Here is a 14,842-nt window from a genome sequence, read left to right as displayed (position 1 = left end):
CAGTAATAATACGTACCCTCGGGAGTCTCTATAACAAGAGTATTTCGGCACCTTGGTTTGCATTCCCTCTCTGCCCGATATAAAATTCGATGTCTTTAACTCAACTTTAAATCTCCTAATAAGAAGGTTTGATAGATTTATGGGCGAAAACATAACTATAATAGAAATGAACTTTAAGAGATTGGAGACGATAGAAATGCTTCAAGGATTAACAACTGCAGGAATCGGAAAACTTGAAAGCGATTTACAGCTTATCGAACTCGCTTCCCGCTACGGTTTTGATTGCGTGGATTTAGATGCGAAAAGTTTGGTGGACCGTTTGGGAACAGAAGAGGCGGCAGCGCTGCTGCAGGCGAGCAATATTCAAATCGGCGCCATCGGATTGCCTGTGGAGTGGAGAGGAACGGATGAGCAGTTCCTGGAAGGGCTGGAGAAGCTTCCGTCCGCAGCAGCCGCGGCTGCTGCCTTGGGCTGCACTCGCTGCTGTACATACATTCTTCCTTCCACGGATGCGCCGGCTGCGCATTTCATGGCTGTGGCAACCAAGCGCCTTCGCAGCTGCGCCAATATTCTGGGCGCTTACGGCATTCGGCTGGGACTGGAATTCGTCGGGCCGCATCATCTGCGCACGCAGTGGAAGCATCCGTTCATCTGGACCGTTCAGGAAACGCTGGATTGGATCGATGCCATCGGCGAACCGAATGTCGGGCTTCTGTATGATGCTTACCACTGGTACACCAATGAAATGAGCGTGTCGGACATCCGCCAGCTGCGTGCGGACCAGATTGTTCATGTTCATATTAATGACGCCAAGGATATTCCGGTGCAGGACGTCCTCGATAATGATCGGCAGTATCCAGGTGAGGGAGTCATCGATTTGGCAGGCTTCCTTCGCGCGCTGAACGATATCGGGTATGCAGGGCCAGTCAGCCAAGAGATATTGACCGCTGCCCAGCCGACGGCTTCGCCTGAAGAGCTTGTCATCAGATCACGCACTGCTTTTGATCGGGTGTTCCAGGCTGCAGGATTGATACAGCAATAAAGCACCGGATACCCGAGCGTCACTATATAAGTGAACAATGAATGGATGTCAGGGCAAGTACGTAAAATGATCCTACAATCGCTGTTGGTTTCAGATTGGCCGCGGTTTTTCCGCATGATTTCCGGGATCACAGGGGACACTGTCGGTATATCAGGTACCATTCAGGAGGCTTCACTATGAACCGGTTTAAGAAGGAAGAACGGGATGAGTATACGGATTTGTCGACCGTAGAGTCCCAGCGCAACGATCTGACTGCGGAAGAGTTTCCCGAAGGTCCTTTCGGCTCAAGCCTGATGACGGAATCGCTTGGCAAGAGCAGCCCGTGGAGAGCCGATCAGCGGCCGCCGAACAGCTTCGACTATGAAAATCGGGAGCTTCATCAGGAGCTGAAGCGCGACTATCCGTCCGAGGATCAAATCATTCAGACCGAATTCGATCAGGAAGAGTCCTGATCAACTCCAAAGCCAAACAGCCGGCCCCCTTGATGTAAATCATGCAAGGGGGCCGGCTGTTTCACGTTCCTATTTCATTTTCCCGACAACTTTCACTCTTAATCTTGTCGCATTCTCAGGATGATAGGCGAGCGGGGTTTCTTCCACTTCAACCAATTCGATCGTATCCGAGTCCGCACCGGCCAGTTTGGCCTGCTTGACCGCTTTTGCCTCCGCATCCTTCAGACAAGCCTCGCGCGGTTCCCGCGCATAAATATAAATCTGTTCATATTGCCCGCTGATTTGAGCAATGGACGCCCCGATGGCGTTGGCTACACTTCCGTTCTCCACTTTCATCATGCCGGCTACTCCCCGAATCGAATCCGGGATAATAATGCTGCCGCCGCCGACAAGAACGAGCTGAACGTCTTCCGAGGAGGTCTTCATTTTATCGATCGCTTGCTCGACGATTGCAGAAATTTCGGCCTGCACCGCTTTCGCAAACGCCTCCTCTATATGGGACACTAATCGCTTGTCGCCTACATCGGCCAGTCCCAGCCGGACGGCGATATCGGTGGTTGTCAGCGTGCTGCCGCCAAAGACAAGCGCTTCTTCGCCGATCCTGTAACCGACACTGTCGGGTCCGACCGAGATCTTGCCGCTTTCGTCCACGCGGACAATACTGCCTCCGCCCAGTCCAACGGAGATAATGTCCGGCATACGGAAATTGGTACGGATATCGCCAACTTCCACGGCAACCGACGACTCTCTCGGGAATCCATCCTGCAGAACGCCGATATCCGAAGTCGTACCCCCGACGTCCAGCACCATCGTGTCTTTGATCTTCGCCAAATAAGAAGCACCGCGAATGCTGTTCGTCGGGCCGCAGGCGATCGTGAGGATCGGAAACTGTTTGGCGTAATCAATAGACATTAATGTGCCGTCATTTTGACATAAATACACAGCCGCATCCGTAATTCCTTCCTCCTCCAAGGCGTTTACGAACCCTTGGGTGGTCGTCTCGATCACCTTGCACAACGCCGCATTCAAGATGGTCGCATTCTCACGTTCAATGAGTCCGACGGAGCCGATCAGGGAAGAGCAGGAAACCGGATATTCTTCTCCATATACCTCGTGGATAAGATCGCGGACACTTAGCTCCTGGTCGTTCTTGATGGAGGAAAATACGCCGATGACCGCGATGGACTCGACTGTTCCACGCCATGCTGCCAACAGCTCGCGAATTTCATCCTCATCGACTTCGCTGAGCACTTGACCATCGTATTCATATCCCCCATGAACTAGAGCGTAATTTCCCGACAGCTTCTCAACCATATCGTCCGGCCAAGCCGTATACGGAGGAACGGAAGCCGTTGCAGGATAGCCTAGGCGAATGACGCCGACCGTCGCCAGCTTTTTACGTTCCACAATCGCGTTGGTGCATTGCGTCGTGCCAAGCATGGCATGCGTAATTTGGGTTTTATCAATGCTCGATTCTTGCAGCAATTTCCTAAGCGATGCTTCGATCCCTGTCTTGATGTCCAGACTGGTTGGAGATTTTACGGAGTGAACCAACTGATGAAACTCGTCCAAAATAATGGCGTCCGTATTCGTTCCGCCCACATCGATTCCGATTCTATACATGATCAGCCACCGCCTTTTTCACCAGTTCTTCAATCGGAACATAATCGTAATCATATCCAAAGTACCTTGGTCCGGCCGTTTGGATTCCTTTATCCGTTCTCCATTTTTCATGAGCCGGAAGTCCGATTACCCGCACGCGCTTGCCATACTTCAGACTCTCGGTCGTGACGGGCGTTAACGTTTCATAATCAACCAGACAGAGTAAGTCCGGGGTCATGCCGACAACCTGACCGTCCCTTTCGGCAACGAGATTCTCATTTTGAAAATGAACCTTCATATTGCCGCCTTTATGGGCTTCGATGCCTTCCAGATTCATTTTGCCGAGATTAAAGCCTCCCTTGGTTTCCCGGATCACATCGACGATTTTTCCTTGGAACAGCTCGTAGCCGGACACCAACGTTAAAAGCTCCTGCAGCTTTTCTTTCGCATCTCTATGGTTCGAGGAAATAATCTCCCCGATTTGCTCAGACAACGTAACCACATGATGGACCCCGCTTCTCTTCATTTGAGCCCCGGTCGTCGGGTACAAGCTCACCAAAGCGCTGGCCCCCATTTCGACCGTAGCTGCCCGGGCCAAGCGTTCCGTCCATTTGTTATCGATCGTTTCAAAAATGCCGATATTTCCTTTCTCGTCCGTAATCGCCATCGGCGTTGCCGAGATTCCATCCAGGTTAAATGTCACCATCTGCAGCTCGGGAAAGGCTCTGCCCATTCCGTCGCAATCGATCAGCGGCAGACCGAGCTGCGCCGCGACGACGATCGGGATCATCGAATTGACGCCGCCCGCTTCCATTGGGTATGTGCCTGCGATTTTGTCCTCTCCCAAATACCGGGCCAGCTTCTGAAAGACCTTCACAAACTCGCTTCCGTTCGGAAATTTCTCGGATGATACGGAAGGGGCTCCCATCATGGCTGCCGGAATAAAAAAGTCTTCATCGCCGATTTCATCGACCGAATACAATTTGACGGGCCCGTTCTTCTCAACAGCCGAAATCGCCATCAATTTTCCGATATACGGGTCTCCGCCACCGCCTGTTCCCAGGAAAGCAGCGCCAATCGCAATGTGTTCAATCGAGGCTTTATCTAAATATCTCATCAGTGTTCCTCCAATATGACAGACTTTGTAACGGTAAAGCGATATCCTACCACATAAATGACAAATGAAATGACAATGCCGATCAACGGCTGATTAGATACCTGCGGTAAACTGGGGAAGAACGACAATACGACGGGTAGGCAGGCAATGACCGAACCGATCAGCCACGATAAAACGCCCAGTCGATTAACGCCCTCCGTTTCCTTCCAGCGGCTTTTATCCCCTTTGTTCATTACCCAATAAGCGGCAATCATGACGCCCGCTACGGGAGGCACCATGGCCGACAACACGGACATGACCGGCGTAAAGTAATCCAGAATGCCCACGACGGCAAGCACCGTCCCGATCAGCCCTGCGGCGCCTACCGCCCATTTTTCTTTTTCCTTGGAAACGTTAAAGACATTGATCAACGCGAACCCGCCCGAGATCGCATTCACCATATTGGTCTTCCAAGCCGCCAGGATCAGCACGATGCCGCCGATCAACGGAGTGGCGATGTTCAAAAAGACGGCCGTAACATCATTCGTTTGGTAAGCCAGCGTCAAGACGGCCCCTACGCTAATCATCAGAACGCCTGCCGGGATAATCCCGAAGAGGGCGGCTTTCCACACATCGGAACGCTTCGCGGAAAATTGCGAATAATCCCCGGCAATAACCGCTCCGAGCGCAAAGGAGCCCATCGTTACCGCCAGCCCGTCCATGAAGCTCATGTCCTGCTCAGGTCTGTAGTTCGAAATAAGCTGCAGCGTCTCTCCATTCAGCGCCTTGACCAAACCATACACGCAGAGCACGACCAGCAATGGTACCGCAATATAACTGAGCACGCGCAGCACTTTGATTCCGTACATTGCAGAAACGACCATCACCAAACCGCTGATCAGCGAGGCTATTGGGACCGGAATCGCAATATCAAACTCGGCCAACAAATTTGCCACCGCCGCGCCGCAGACATTGGCCTGTATACCAAACCAACCGAGGCAGGCAATCGTCAAAATAATCGAAAGAATCGTGCGGGATCCCTTGCTGCCAAACACCTGACTCGCGACCTGAACGGTCGACTTGCCCAGCTCCGTGCTTTGAATCCCCTGTAAAATCATGATGGCTACGATAATGGCATACCCGACCAAAGTAACCACTAAGGTTTGGGATAAGCTCATACCGGTGATGAGCGTATTCCCTACCAGGAGACCCGGTATGCTGATCATCGCGCCGGCCCAAACGATCCCCAGCGTGAACCAAGACTGCGTTTTTTCTGTATTGCTCATCCTATCCCGCTCCCTCCACTTGATCGAGTGACCAAAAACTATTTTTCTTATTGTAAAAGAAGAGGGACAACGCGTCTTTTTCCGAAATAAAAATAAAAATCCGAATTTTTGTCATTTTCGACAAACCCTCGGATTCTTGGACTTAGTTATGGATTAACCGGTAGATCATGCAGGCCAGATACACATCGTAAAATTCGGAATTCATCGTGATATCGTAGCCCAGCAGCTCGCTGATTTTCTTGATGCGGTACTTTACGGTGTTTTTGTGGACAAAGAGGAGCTTGGCACAGACATCAAAATTCCCCTTCGCATCCAGAAGAAATATCGTTAATGTTCTAACCGATTCAGGGTCATCCAGAATAGGAGCGATCACCGCCATCCATTCCTCAATGACTTCTTCTCCTTGCACGCTCAAGTCGATCGCCCGCTTCATGGAGCGAATTTCTGCAGCCGTAAACATTTTCCGTTCTTGATATATAAGATGCACTTTCTTCCCGACTTGGTTCACGAGCTGATACATCCTGCGTACATCCGTCGTATTCCTCATTCTCGGCGCGTACACCATTTCCGATATGGATGGCAGGAAGCTTGTCGTATCGATATATTCTTCAGCCACCTCAATCTCATTGTATTTATAGGAGCAGTTGCCCAGAAGGACGATGATGCAATGATCGATCGTTTGAATGACCGCCGTTTTATAGGATTTGGAGAGATGCTCCGACAGTTCCTCCCGGATGCGTTTTTCCTCCGATAAATCCTGAATGTAGACGAGCCACATCATTTGGATCGACGCTACATCGATATGCAGCAGATGGGCAAGTCTCCGCATCTTTTCGCTTTCATCGTTAATAATCGCCTTGACCAAGGCATATTCGCTGACCTCGTTATGCTTGTCTCCCCATAAATTGATAGCCACCTGCACGACCTCGCTGATTTTATCGATCGTCTTCCCCGGCAGTTTCGAATTTTCTTTGATTAAAAAAAGATTCAGCGCCTCCCCGTTCTTTTGACGGAGAACCTTATGATCAACGAAGCAGGCGATGTCGGAGCTGATCGCTCCGGCACTGCCGTTCGCCATTTGAGGCGCGTGCTCCTGAATGATTTTCATAACATCCAACGTAGAGTTGCGCGGCCACATGACTTGATTCACGATCTCAAGCTTCGTATTGGTCAGTACAATGTTGGCTTTCAGCCGGTCGGCTAACAATTTCAGCATAATCTCCACGCTGCGCGAATGCTCCGGAAGGTACGACACCTTCTCCAGCGATTCATTGACAAAATTATCATTGATCGTCTGATTGTCCAGCACGATCGCTTCCATCACTTCATAAATCACTTCATTGTAACGCAGGGAGGAGTCGTTCTCCGGCATGCAGATGATAATAAAATTTTGGGACTCGGCTAATTGCAGCACTTCCTCCGGCACCTTCGGAATGACAATTCCGACATAATATAAAATCAGTCCCACTTCACCGAGATTAATCAAGTATTGAATCGCTTCGCACTGCTTGTCCACACTGTCCTTGATGGAGTATAACGAGCTGATCACAATTTCCTCCGCATACCACTCCTCTTGGACGGAACGGACGATTTTAGAAGAAAAATCAGCGTTGGAAACCTCCAATACGGATAATGAGGAGACCGTACGATGAAGGCTGTTCAGTCCGGTCAGCACCTTGGCTCCCCGGAATGAAGGCAATTGCAGTATATCTTTAACGGTTACCCCATATGTTTCACCACTTCTTCTTGTTTTTGCTCCAATGATCAAAGTTATAATCCCGTCATTAAGGGATGCTTATACTTGGCTGCGTGTCTTACATTTTAAAGTGATTTCTGCTGGATTGCTACCAGGAAAAAAAGCGCCGCATGAAACTTAAAGTCAAAAAAAGACCGGGCATGGCCCGATCCTCAAATCACTTTTTCTTATAAAACTCATGATACAGCTTCATTAGCGCCCGCTTCTCAATCCGGGACACATAGCTCCGGGAAATCCCGAGCTCCTTGGCGATTTCGCGCTGGGTACGCTCCTCGCCTCCAGCTTCGAGCCCAAACCGCCCGATCACGACCTCCTTCTCCCGGTCATCCAAAATATCAAGATTGCGGTAAATTTTGCTCTTCTCAATCTTCAGCTGCACCGCATCAACGATATCATCCGCTTCGCTTCCGAGAATATCGATAAGTGTGATTTCATTTCCCTCTTTGTCCGTTCCTATCGGGTCATGCAATGATACGTCTTTTCGCGTCTTCTTCAAGGAACGAAGATGCATCAGAATTTCATTTTCTATACAACGGGCAGCAAATGTCGCCAGCTTCGTGCCTTTATTCGGCCGGAAGCTTTCAATCGCCTTGATGAGTCCAATCGTCCCGATCGAAATCAAGTCTTCCAAATCCTCGCCGGTATTGTCGAATTTTTTGACGATATGCGCGACCAGCCGGAGGTTATGCTCAATCAGTTTGTTGCGCGATTGAGGGTCGCCTTCGGCCATTCGCTGCAGATGCTTTGCTTCCTCATCCTCCGTTAGGGGCTGGGGAAACGCATTGTTTTTCACGTACGAAACGAGCAGGGTCAACTCTTTAATGAACAAAGCAATTGCGGTAAACAATCCAGGCACTGTAGGACACCTCCTGCGAAAAATACAATGCAACCGGCCCTATACGCGCTCGGTTCTCGGTCTTCTCATTGTATGTAGGCTGTGGCCCAGAAGTGCCTGTACGTTTGGAAATGCGTCCAATAAAATCGATCAGGAAGCGGGTGCTCGGCATGTCTGTTGGCGTTCTGCAAGGACCGCGATTTGCATCCAGCTGACGTTCGGCTTCGCCTAGGCGAGCTCCAGTCTTGCCGTCATGTGATGCCGGGGAGGTCCATAATAAAAGAGATGCTCCTTAGAGAGCTTCACAACAGAAAGCTTCATAGTAGGGAGCTTCGCAATACAGCGCTTCATAACAGAGAGTCTCGCAATAGGAACCTCACCAATGAGCTACAGAATCCCTGCTCATTCTATCGCGCCCGGCTGGCTCAGCTGATCGAACAGCCAATCGTACGAGTACCTACCGCTGATTTGGTGCCTTCCCGGGAACAGATCGGCCACCAGCCGATTCTCCGCCCCGTCGCGCCGGTAAATATCCCGGAGCTGATCAGCAGCGGCACGAAAGCCCTGCTCGGGAAATATCCGATCATCGGTGCCCGATTCCACAAACAAGGGTCTGGGAGAGATCAGCCCCAGCCACTCCGGGAGCTCGGCATGGGCCAGCATGCCGGGGATGTAATTGCAGACGCAGTGCTGCATCGCCAAGATGCTGTCCTTAAACGTATTCAGATATCCAGCAATGACGGCAGCCCGGATTCGCAAGTCCAGCACCGCGGTCAAGAACGAAATCATCCCCCCGCCTGAAAAACCCATGATGCCGATTCGATCGTCACGGACCTCTGCCCGACCGGCGGCATAATCGACCGTCTTTAACGCCTCCGTCACGCGCAGACCTGCCAGCGTCTTGCCATGCATCATCAGCCGGGTGGATAAGCGAAGGCAGGAGTGGTTCACGTCAGGGTTAGCTGTCACATCCGCCATAAGCCGCCGCTCTCCGAAGCCGGCAACGTCCGGGGCGATGACGATCATCCCCCGCTTCACCAATTGGATGGCAAAATGCCCGTGGGCTCCGGGCGGCTCCATGTCCGGAGAGCCGTCCGGCTTCAATCCGACAATTTCCCTGCTTCCGTATCCGTGGCCGTGAAGCGCTACGACAGCAGGCAGCGGGTCGCGGCTGTAGCTGTCCGGAACGAGCACGTACGCTGCAAACGACAATCCGGGTATCGCCGACAGCTGAACCCGTTCCCGAATATAACCGTCACAGACCGTTCGTTCAAGCAGTACGGGCTCCGGACCCTTGCTTGCATCAAAATCGCCGAGCAGCTCACGCAGCTTATGCTTCAAGTACTGCTTTCTCTCCTCTGCCGTACGGGACGCCTTCGCCGTCTCTATACACTTCATGCTGTTGTCGTACAGCTTCTCCAAATATTCGTCCGCATGCCACCACATCCGCTATTACACCGCCCTTTTAGTAAATTTCAGATTGGATCACATGATTCGTATATGATCCGTGTCTCGATTGCTCTATTTTCTATAGACAGACGCTAGACATCCGGCATATGCATGGCCGTTCCCCTTACCGGGTTGCTTGACCAGACGCAATCCTTAAGGGAACCGGTGTGTAACGGTCATTGGTCTTGCTCTCACCAAGACGGCGGATCTTGCCGTTGCGGCACCGGGCGATACGATTGATTGCCAACGGCAGTCCGCTGTTTCGCAGGTCGGCTGTCTCCCGCAGCTGCGGATTTGCGCTCGTGTTATTCCTTCTCAATATCGACGAGCACCGCCTCAGGACCTGTCGGCCGCAGGCTTCCTCCTTTAGGCTCCATGCTGACGACGATCCGCTTGGCTTTTTTAGCGCCAAAGCCGTAATAATAGCTTCGGCCCTGCGTCCCTTGAACGAGCATAAAGCCTGCGCTCGACAGCTGATCCTCATCCTGCAGCCATACCTGGTAATCCTTCTCCTTCAAAGAGTACAATCCGTTAACGACAATCAGCATTTCCCCGGATCCGCGCTTTAACCAGACCGATCCGCTGCCATAGAAAGGCTCCACCGGCTGGATGGCAAACCGTTCGGTATCGGCGCTCTGCATATGCGCGATCCGCTGATTCACCGCATGATCAAAGGTTTCTTCCTTGCCCGCGGCCCCCTTCGAGGCAAACAGCCCGACGAACAGGGCGAGGAGGGCCGCCCCCGCGATCGCCTGCAGCGCATAACGGCGATTGGCGGCTGCACGTTTGCGCAGGGATCGCGCATAAGCCGCGCGCATAAGTCTCTTTCGCAGCCGCTGGGACGGCTCGGGCTTGGGCTCGGTCCGATCGGATGCCTTCCCGGTGCTGAATGCAGGCTCCGCATCGAAACCGCCGGGGATTTCCCCCTCGCTGGCTTCCTGAACCAAGCCGCCGCTGAAGCCCCCGGCTTCGCCCAAGATCGCCTGCCACTCGGCGGTCGTCCGGGCGCAGGCTTCGCAATGCCGCAAATGGCGTTCCACTGCAGAGCGGTCCGCTTCAGACAGCCGATTCATCGCGTAATCGGCCAGCTTCTCCTCCGAGTACAACGGACAGCTTACGACAGCATCATCTTCGTGATGACTATGCTTTGTATGCATCATGCTTCGGCTCTCCCCCTTCCTTCGGATCGGCGGCGTCAAGGCGCCGCCTCACGTTGTGAATTCCGTAGCGGATCAGCGATTTGATCGTCCCGACAGGGCGCTTCATCATTTCTGCCATTTCTCTGTGGGACAGCTGTTCGACGTAGCTGCCATATACGGCCATGCGCTGGAGCGGCGGAATGGCCCGCAGCGCCTCCTTCACTTGATCCAGCTCCACGCGGCGCAGAGCGGCCATCTCGACGGATTCCCGTTCGCTGAACAGAATTGGCTCCGGCAGCTCCTCCTCATTCCAATCACACACCGTCATGCGCTGCTTGCGGCGGAGCCGGTCCATCGCCCGGCTGCGCGTTCGTACGGCAAGCCATGCCTCCACGCTCCCCCGGTCGGGATCGTACTGATCCGCCTTATGCAGCACTTCCATAAAGATATCCTGACATAAATCCTCCGCATCGGCCGGATCCTTGGTCATCGTCAGCGCAAGCCGATATACCATCTGGGCGTAGTTGTCATAGAACCGCCCGAATGCCGCAGCCGATCCGTCCGCAATCTCTGCAAGCCATTCCGCAGGATGCTCGCCCACCATCTTCTCCCCCTAACATGACTTTATCGTCTTCGCCCGAACCAGGCGATTGTCCATGAAGGAACCCGAAGCTGACCATAAACGCGCTATGACAGCTATTTTCGATTCATTATTGTAGCAAAGCGGATTTCGGTTTTGAACGGAGCATTCGCTTTTTAAGCTTCCTTTAATGAATTTTTTATGTGTTTTTAAGCTTCCGCGTAAATCCAATCCCCGCCTTTACTTCGTACTAAGGATGAATGAAATCACTAGGAGGGGTTTTGTCATGAGAATCGCTGGAAAGTCAATAAAATCGTTGAGCTTGCTGCTCCTCATTATGCTGGGCGCAAGCTTGCTGACGGGAGGCAGGCCGGTGTTTGCAGCCGGGGAAGTTACGCTGTATACACCCTATACCTCCATATCCGCTCCGCCGGGAGAGACGATAAATTATCCGGTTGAGGTCAAGAACAATACCGGCGGCGTTGTTACGGCGCCGCTTCAATTAAACAACCTTCCCGACGGCTGGACAGCCAAGCTGAGCGGGGGTGGATGGCAGCTGAAGGAGGTATCGGTCAAGCCGGGAGAAGCTGAATCCGTAACGCTTGAGGTGACCGTTCCGCTCAAGGTGAACAAGGGCTCCTACAGCTTCCAGTTATCGGCCGGCTCCATGGGCAGCCTTCCGCTCACCGTCGATATTACAGAGCAGGGAACGTATCAGACGGAGCTGACCACCGACCAGGCGAATTTGGAAGGCCATGCCGATTCCACCTTCACCTACACAGTGAATCTGCAGAACCGTACGGCCAGTAAACAAAATTACGCGCTGCAAGCCGATGCCCAGGCAGGCTGGGACGTTAAATTCACCTCAGGGGGGAACCAGGTGTCTTCCGTAGAGATCGAACCGGGCGCGAACCAATCGATCACGGTTGATGTCAAACCGCCGGCTGAGGTTACGGAAGGAACCTTCAAGATTCCGATCCGGGCCTCCAACCAATCCACCTCGTCCGAGTTGACGCTGGAAGCCGTCATTACCGGTTCCTATGGGCTTGAGCTGACGACGCCGACCGGCCTCCTGAGCACGAGCGTGAGCGCCGGTGGCAGCAAGACGGTCGAGCTGCAGGTAAAGAATACGGGAACCGCCGATCTGTCGGACATCAATTTGAGCTCCGAAGCACCGGTGGATTGGGAGGTGACCTTCAATCCAAAGACGATCGAGAACCTGCCGGCCGGCCAGTCCACGACCGTGGAGGCGAAGCTGACCGCAAGCGATAAAGCGATCGCCGGCGATTATGTAACCAACATGAAGGCTTCCGCGGCTGAGGCCAGCTCGGATGCCCAATTCCGCGTTTCGGTGAAAGGCTCCATGCTATGGGGCTGGATCGGCGTCCTGATCATCTTGGCCATTATTGGCGGCATCTACTATCTGATTCGCAAATACGGGAGGAGATAACCGTGACGGAAACGGTCATAGACATTCACGAGCTGACGAAGAGCTACGGCAAGGCGAAAGCCGTCGACCGCCTCTCCCTGCGAATATCGCGCGGCGAAATCTTCGGCCTGCTCGGTCCGAACGGGGCAGGGAAGTCGACCACGATCTTGATGCTGCTCGGACTGAGCGAGCCCGATTCCGGAACGATTAACGTGCTCGGCATGAATCCGACCCGAGAGCCGATTCCGGTTAAGCAGCGGGTCGGCTACCTCCCTGATGACGTCGGTTTCTATGAGGACCGCACGGGACTGGAGAACTTGATGCTTACCGCCAGGCTGAACGGCATCCCGGAGGATGCCGCGCGCGAGAGGGCAAAGCTGCTGCTGGAGCAGGTCGGGCTGGATAACGCCGCCCATAAGAAGACTGGCGCTTATTCCCGAGGCATGCGCCAGCGCCTGGGGCTTGCCGATGTGCTCGTCAAGTCCCCGGAAATCATCATTCTTGACGAGCCGACCTTGGGCATCGACCCGACCGGGATGGAGGAGCTGCTCAGCCTGATTCGCAAGCTAAGCCGTGAGCAGAATCTGACGGTGCTCCTGTCCTCGCATCAGCTCCATCAGGTTCAGCAGATTTGCGACAGAGTCGGCCTGTTCGTCCGGGGACGGCTGCTCGCCGAAGGCGATGTCCCCAGCCTGTCGAGGACGCTGTTCGCCGACGATCCGCTGCTGATTACAGCGGACATCGAAGGTCTATCGCCTGCCCTGGAGGAGAGCATCCGCGGGATTGATGGCGTGCATCGCCTGGAAATCGAGACTGTAGGACAAGGGGCTGCGGGTCAACAGGGCGCCCTGTCCGCGGATGGCCGCTGCAGGCTGCAGATCCGGTGCGATTCTGACTGCAGTCCCGACATTGCGGGCGCCATAGTCGGTTCCGGTGCGCGCCTGTTTGCTTTGCACCGCCAGGAATACGGTCTTGATGAAATTTACCATCGTTATTTTGCAGGAGGTGAGCCTCATGGCAAAGGAGACGACGCCAAACGCAGCGGCTAAACTGAACGGCTACGCCAGCAAAGCGAAGGCATGGCTTCATAGCCGCCGAGACATGCTGAGAAAGCCGGTGCGCGCCTCCGGCGAAGGCGCGGCGCACGGCGGACGCAGATCCCGCTCCATACCCGGTGCCTTCGGCGTCCTTGTACGCAAGGAGGTATCCGACCATATCCGAAGCTGGCGCTTTATTCTGCTTCTGGGCATTATTGCTCTTACCTGCGTAGCCTCTCTATATACGGCGTTGAACAGCATCCGGGATGCCCTCGGTTCGGAGGACGGCGTGCAGGAATTCGTCCTGCTGAAGCTGTTTACCATCTCCGACGGAACCCTGCCGACGTTCATCGGCTTTGTCGGGTTTCTTGGGCCGCTGCTCGGAATCGGCATGGGCTTTGATGCGGTAAACAGCGAGCGGAACAAAGGCACGCTCAGCCGGATCATGGCTCAGCCGATTCACCGTGACGACCTGCTGAACGCTAAATTCGTCGCATCCCTGATCGTCATCAGCATCATGTTCCTGACCCTCGGGTTCCTGACCATGGCGCTGGGAACCCTGATCATCGGCATTCCGCCGACCTTCGAGGAATTTCTGCGAATCATCAGCTTTTTGCTTGTGACGATCTTCTATGTCGGCTTCTGGCTGAACCTGTCCATTATGTTCTCGGTCCGCTTCCGCCAGCCGGCGACATCGGCGCTGTCCTGTATTGCGGTATGGCTGTTCTTCAGCTTTTTCTACGATATGATCCTGCAGCTGATCGCAAAGGGAATCGCGCCGAGCGCCCCTACGACCACGGTTCAGGACGTGCTCAACTACCAAAATCTGATGATGTGGCTGAACCGCATCTCGCCTTACACCCTATTCAATGAAGCGACCACCACGCTGCTTGTCCCGTCGGTCCGAAATCTCGGACCGCTGACGAACGAGCAGGTGATCGGAGCCATCGCGAGCCCCTTGCCATTCGGGCAAAGCTTGCTGCTCGTATGGCCGCAAATTACGGGGCTCACGGCGCTTACCTTGATCTGCTTCGCCCTGTCCTACGTCCTCTTCCTCCGTCAAGAGATTCGAGGACGCTCATAATCGGAAGGCCGGCTAGTCCAAGCCGACCGAGCATGGAGGCCGTAGCCGCAGGCAG

Annotated in this window: 14 protein-coding genes; 5 read left to right on the top strand and 9 right to left on the bottom strand. The window is 53.6% G+C overall.

Going from position 1 to position 14,842, the window contains the following annotated elements:
• Window positions 1-196 precede the first annotated feature (196 nt).
• Together J2Z18_RS20435 and J2Z18_RS20430 are read left to right on the top strand one after the other, a co-directional pair.
• Window positions 197-1,042, top strand: a complete 846-nt coding sequence (locus J2Z18_RS20435; protein ID WP_210095241.1) for a sugar phosphate isomerase/epimerase family protein — start codon at window positions 197-199, stop codon at window positions 1,040-1,042.
• A 176-nt stretch (window positions 1,043-1,218) separates the two neighbouring features.
• Window positions 1,219-1,494, top strand: coding sequence for a hypothetical protein (locus J2Z18_RS20430; protein WP_007129344.1), 276 nt, complete (start codon window positions 1,219-1,221; stop codon window positions 1,492-1,494).
• A 69-nt stretch (window positions 1,495-1,563) separates the two neighbouring features.
• Here J2Z18_RS20430 and J2Z18_RS20425 read toward each other — a convergent pair whose 3' ends face one another.
• From J2Z18_RS20425 to J2Z18_RS20385, 9 genes are all read right to left on the bottom strand, one after another.
• The gene (locus J2Z18_RS20425; protein WP_210095240.1) at window positions 1,564-3,117 is read right to left on the bottom strand and encodes a hydantoinase/oxoprolinase family protein; all 1,554 of its coding nucleotides are present in this window, start codon (window positions 3,115-3,117) and stop codon (window positions 1,564-1,566) included.
• On the bottom strand, window positions 3,110-4,213 hold the full coding sequence (locus J2Z18_RS20420; RefSeq protein WP_210095239.1) for an S-methyl thiohydantoin desulfurase family protein: 1,104 nt from the start codon (window positions 4,211-4,213) through the stop codon (window positions 3,110-3,112). The genes J2Z18_RS20425 and J2Z18_RS20420 overlap by 8 nt, the downstream gene beginning before the upstream one ends.
• The gene (locus tag J2Z18_RS20415) at window positions 4,213-5,478 is read right to left on the bottom strand and encodes a cytosine permease (protein ID WP_210095238.1); all 1,266 of its coding nucleotides are present in this window, start codon (window positions 5,476-5,478) and stop codon (window positions 4,213-4,215) included. The genes J2Z18_RS20420 and J2Z18_RS20415 overlap by 1 nt, the downstream gene beginning before the upstream one ends.
• A 142-nt stretch (window positions 5,479-5,620) precedes the next feature.
• Window positions 5,621-7,177, bottom strand: a complete 1,557-nt coding sequence (locus tag J2Z18_RS20410) for a PucR family transcriptional regulator (RefSeq protein ID WP_245256104.1) — start codon at window positions 7,175-7,177, stop codon at window positions 5,621-5,623.
• A gap of 214 nt (window positions 7,178-7,391) precedes the next feature.
• Window positions 7,392-8,090, bottom strand: coding sequence for an RNA polymerase sporulation sigma factor SigK (gene sigK / locus J2Z18_RS20405; protein ID WP_007129338.1), 699 nt, complete (start codon window positions 8,088-8,090; stop codon window positions 7,392-7,394).
• A 381-nt stretch (window positions 8,091-8,471) separates the two neighbouring features.
• Window positions 8,472-9,515, bottom strand: a complete 1,044-nt coding sequence (locus tag J2Z18_RS20400; protein ID WP_210095236.1) for a dienelactone hydrolase family protein — start codon at window positions 9,513-9,515, stop codon at window positions 8,472-8,474.
• Window positions 9,516-9,642: 127 nt separating this feature from the next.
• Window positions 9,643-9,837 (bottom strand): hypothetical protein, encoded by a 195-nt coding sequence (locus tag J2Z18_RS20395; RefSeq protein ID WP_138919324.1) that lies wholly within the window; start codon window positions 9,835-9,837, stop codon window positions 9,643-9,645.
• A complete protein-coding gene (locus tag J2Z18_RS20390; protein WP_007129336.1) occupies window positions 9,824-10,678 on the bottom strand; it encodes an anti-sigma factor domain-containing protein in 855 nt (284 codons plus the stop codon). The genes J2Z18_RS20395 and J2Z18_RS20390 overlap by 14 nt, the downstream gene beginning before the upstream one ends.
• Window positions 10,659-11,261 carry a sigma-70 family RNA polymerase sigma factor gene (locus tag J2Z18_RS20385; RefSeq protein ID WP_007129335.1) on the bottom strand — a complete coding sequence of 201 codons (603 nt, stop codon included), beginning with the start codon at window positions 11,259-11,261 and terminating at the stop codon, window positions 10,659-10,661. The genes J2Z18_RS20390 and J2Z18_RS20385 overlap by 20 nt, the downstream gene beginning before the upstream one ends.
• A 262-nt stretch (window positions 11,262-11,523) precedes the next feature.
• Between J2Z18_RS20385 and J2Z18_RS20380 the strand changes: the two genes are divergently transcribed.
• Genes J2Z18_RS20380 through J2Z18_RS20370 form a run of 3 tightly spaced genes read left to right on the top strand, consistent with a single transcriptional unit; the run spans window position 11,524 to window position 14,787 of the window.
• Window positions 11,524-12,687 (top strand): COG1470 family protein, encoded by a 1,164-nt coding sequence (locus J2Z18_RS20380; RefSeq protein ID WP_007129334.1) that lies wholly within the window; start codon window positions 11,524-11,526, stop codon window positions 12,685-12,687.
• 2 nt (window positions 12,688-12,689) lie between these two features.
• Entirely contained in the window at window positions 12,690-13,715 is a 1,026-nt protein-coding gene (locus J2Z18_RS20375) for an ABC transporter ATP-binding protein (protein WP_007129333.1), read from the top strand.
• Window positions 13,681-14,787: an ABC transporter permease gene (locus tag J2Z18_RS20370; protein WP_007129332.1), complete on the top strand. Its 1,107-nt coding sequence runs from the start codon at window positions 13,681-13,683 to the stop codon at window positions 14,785-14,787. The genes J2Z18_RS20375 and J2Z18_RS20370 overlap by 35 nt, the downstream gene beginning before the upstream one ends.
• The last annotated feature ends 55 nt before the right edge of the window (window positions 14,788-14,842 follow it).

It is taken from the genome of Paenibacillus lactis, assembly GCF_017873605.1.
Lineage (GTDB): Bacteria > Bacillota > Bacilli > Paenibacillales > Paenibacillaceae > Paenibacillus_AQ > Paenibacillus_AQ lactis.
The sequence above is the reverse complement of the archived record's forward strand: the minus strand, read 5'-3'. Positions and strand labels throughout refer to the sequence as shown.

What these genes read in the sequence shown, in the direction of transcription:
- J2Z18_RS20435 (WP_210095241.1), top strand. Translation starts at nt 197, where the DNA reads ATGCTTCAAGGATTAACAACTGCAGGAATCGGAAAACTTGAAAGCGAT.
- J2Z18_RS20430 (WP_007129344.1), top strand. Translation starts at nt 1,219, where the DNA reads ATGAACCGGTTTAAGAAGGAAGAACGGGATGAGTATACGGATTTGTCG.
- J2Z18_RS20425 (WP_210095240.1), bottom strand. Translation starts at nt 3,117, where the DNA reads ATGTATAGAATCGGAATCGATGTGGGCGGAACGAATACGGACGCCATT.
- J2Z18_RS20420 (WP_210095239.1), bottom strand. Translation starts at nt 4,213, where the DNA reads ATGAGATATTTAGATAAAGCCTCGATTGAACACATTGCGATTGGCGCT.
- J2Z18_RS20415 (WP_210095238.1), bottom strand. Translation starts at nt 5,478, where the DNA reads ATGAGCAATACAGAAAAAACGCAGTCTTGGTTCACGCTGGGGATCGTT.
- J2Z18_RS20400 (WP_210095236.1), bottom strand. Translation starts at nt 9,515, where the DNA reads ATGTGGTGGCATGCGGACGAATATTTGGAGAAGCTGTACGACAACAGC.
- J2Z18_RS20390 (WP_007129336.1), bottom strand. Translation starts at nt 10,678, where the DNA reads ATGATGCATACAAAGCATAGTCATCACGAAGATGATGCTGTCGTAAGC.
- J2Z18_RS20385 (WP_007129335.1), bottom strand. Translation starts at nt 11,261, where the DNA reads ATGGTGGGCGAGCATCCTGCGGAATGGCTTGCAGAGATTGCGGACGGA.
- J2Z18_RS20380 (WP_007129334.1), top strand. Translation starts at nt 11,524, where the DNA reads ATGAGAATCGCTGGAAAGTCAATAAAATCGTTGAGCTTGCTGCTCCTC.
- J2Z18_RS20370 (WP_007129332.1), top strand. Translation starts at nt 13,681, where the DNA reads ATGGCAAAGGAGACGACGCCAAACGCAGCGGCTAAACTGAACGGCTAC.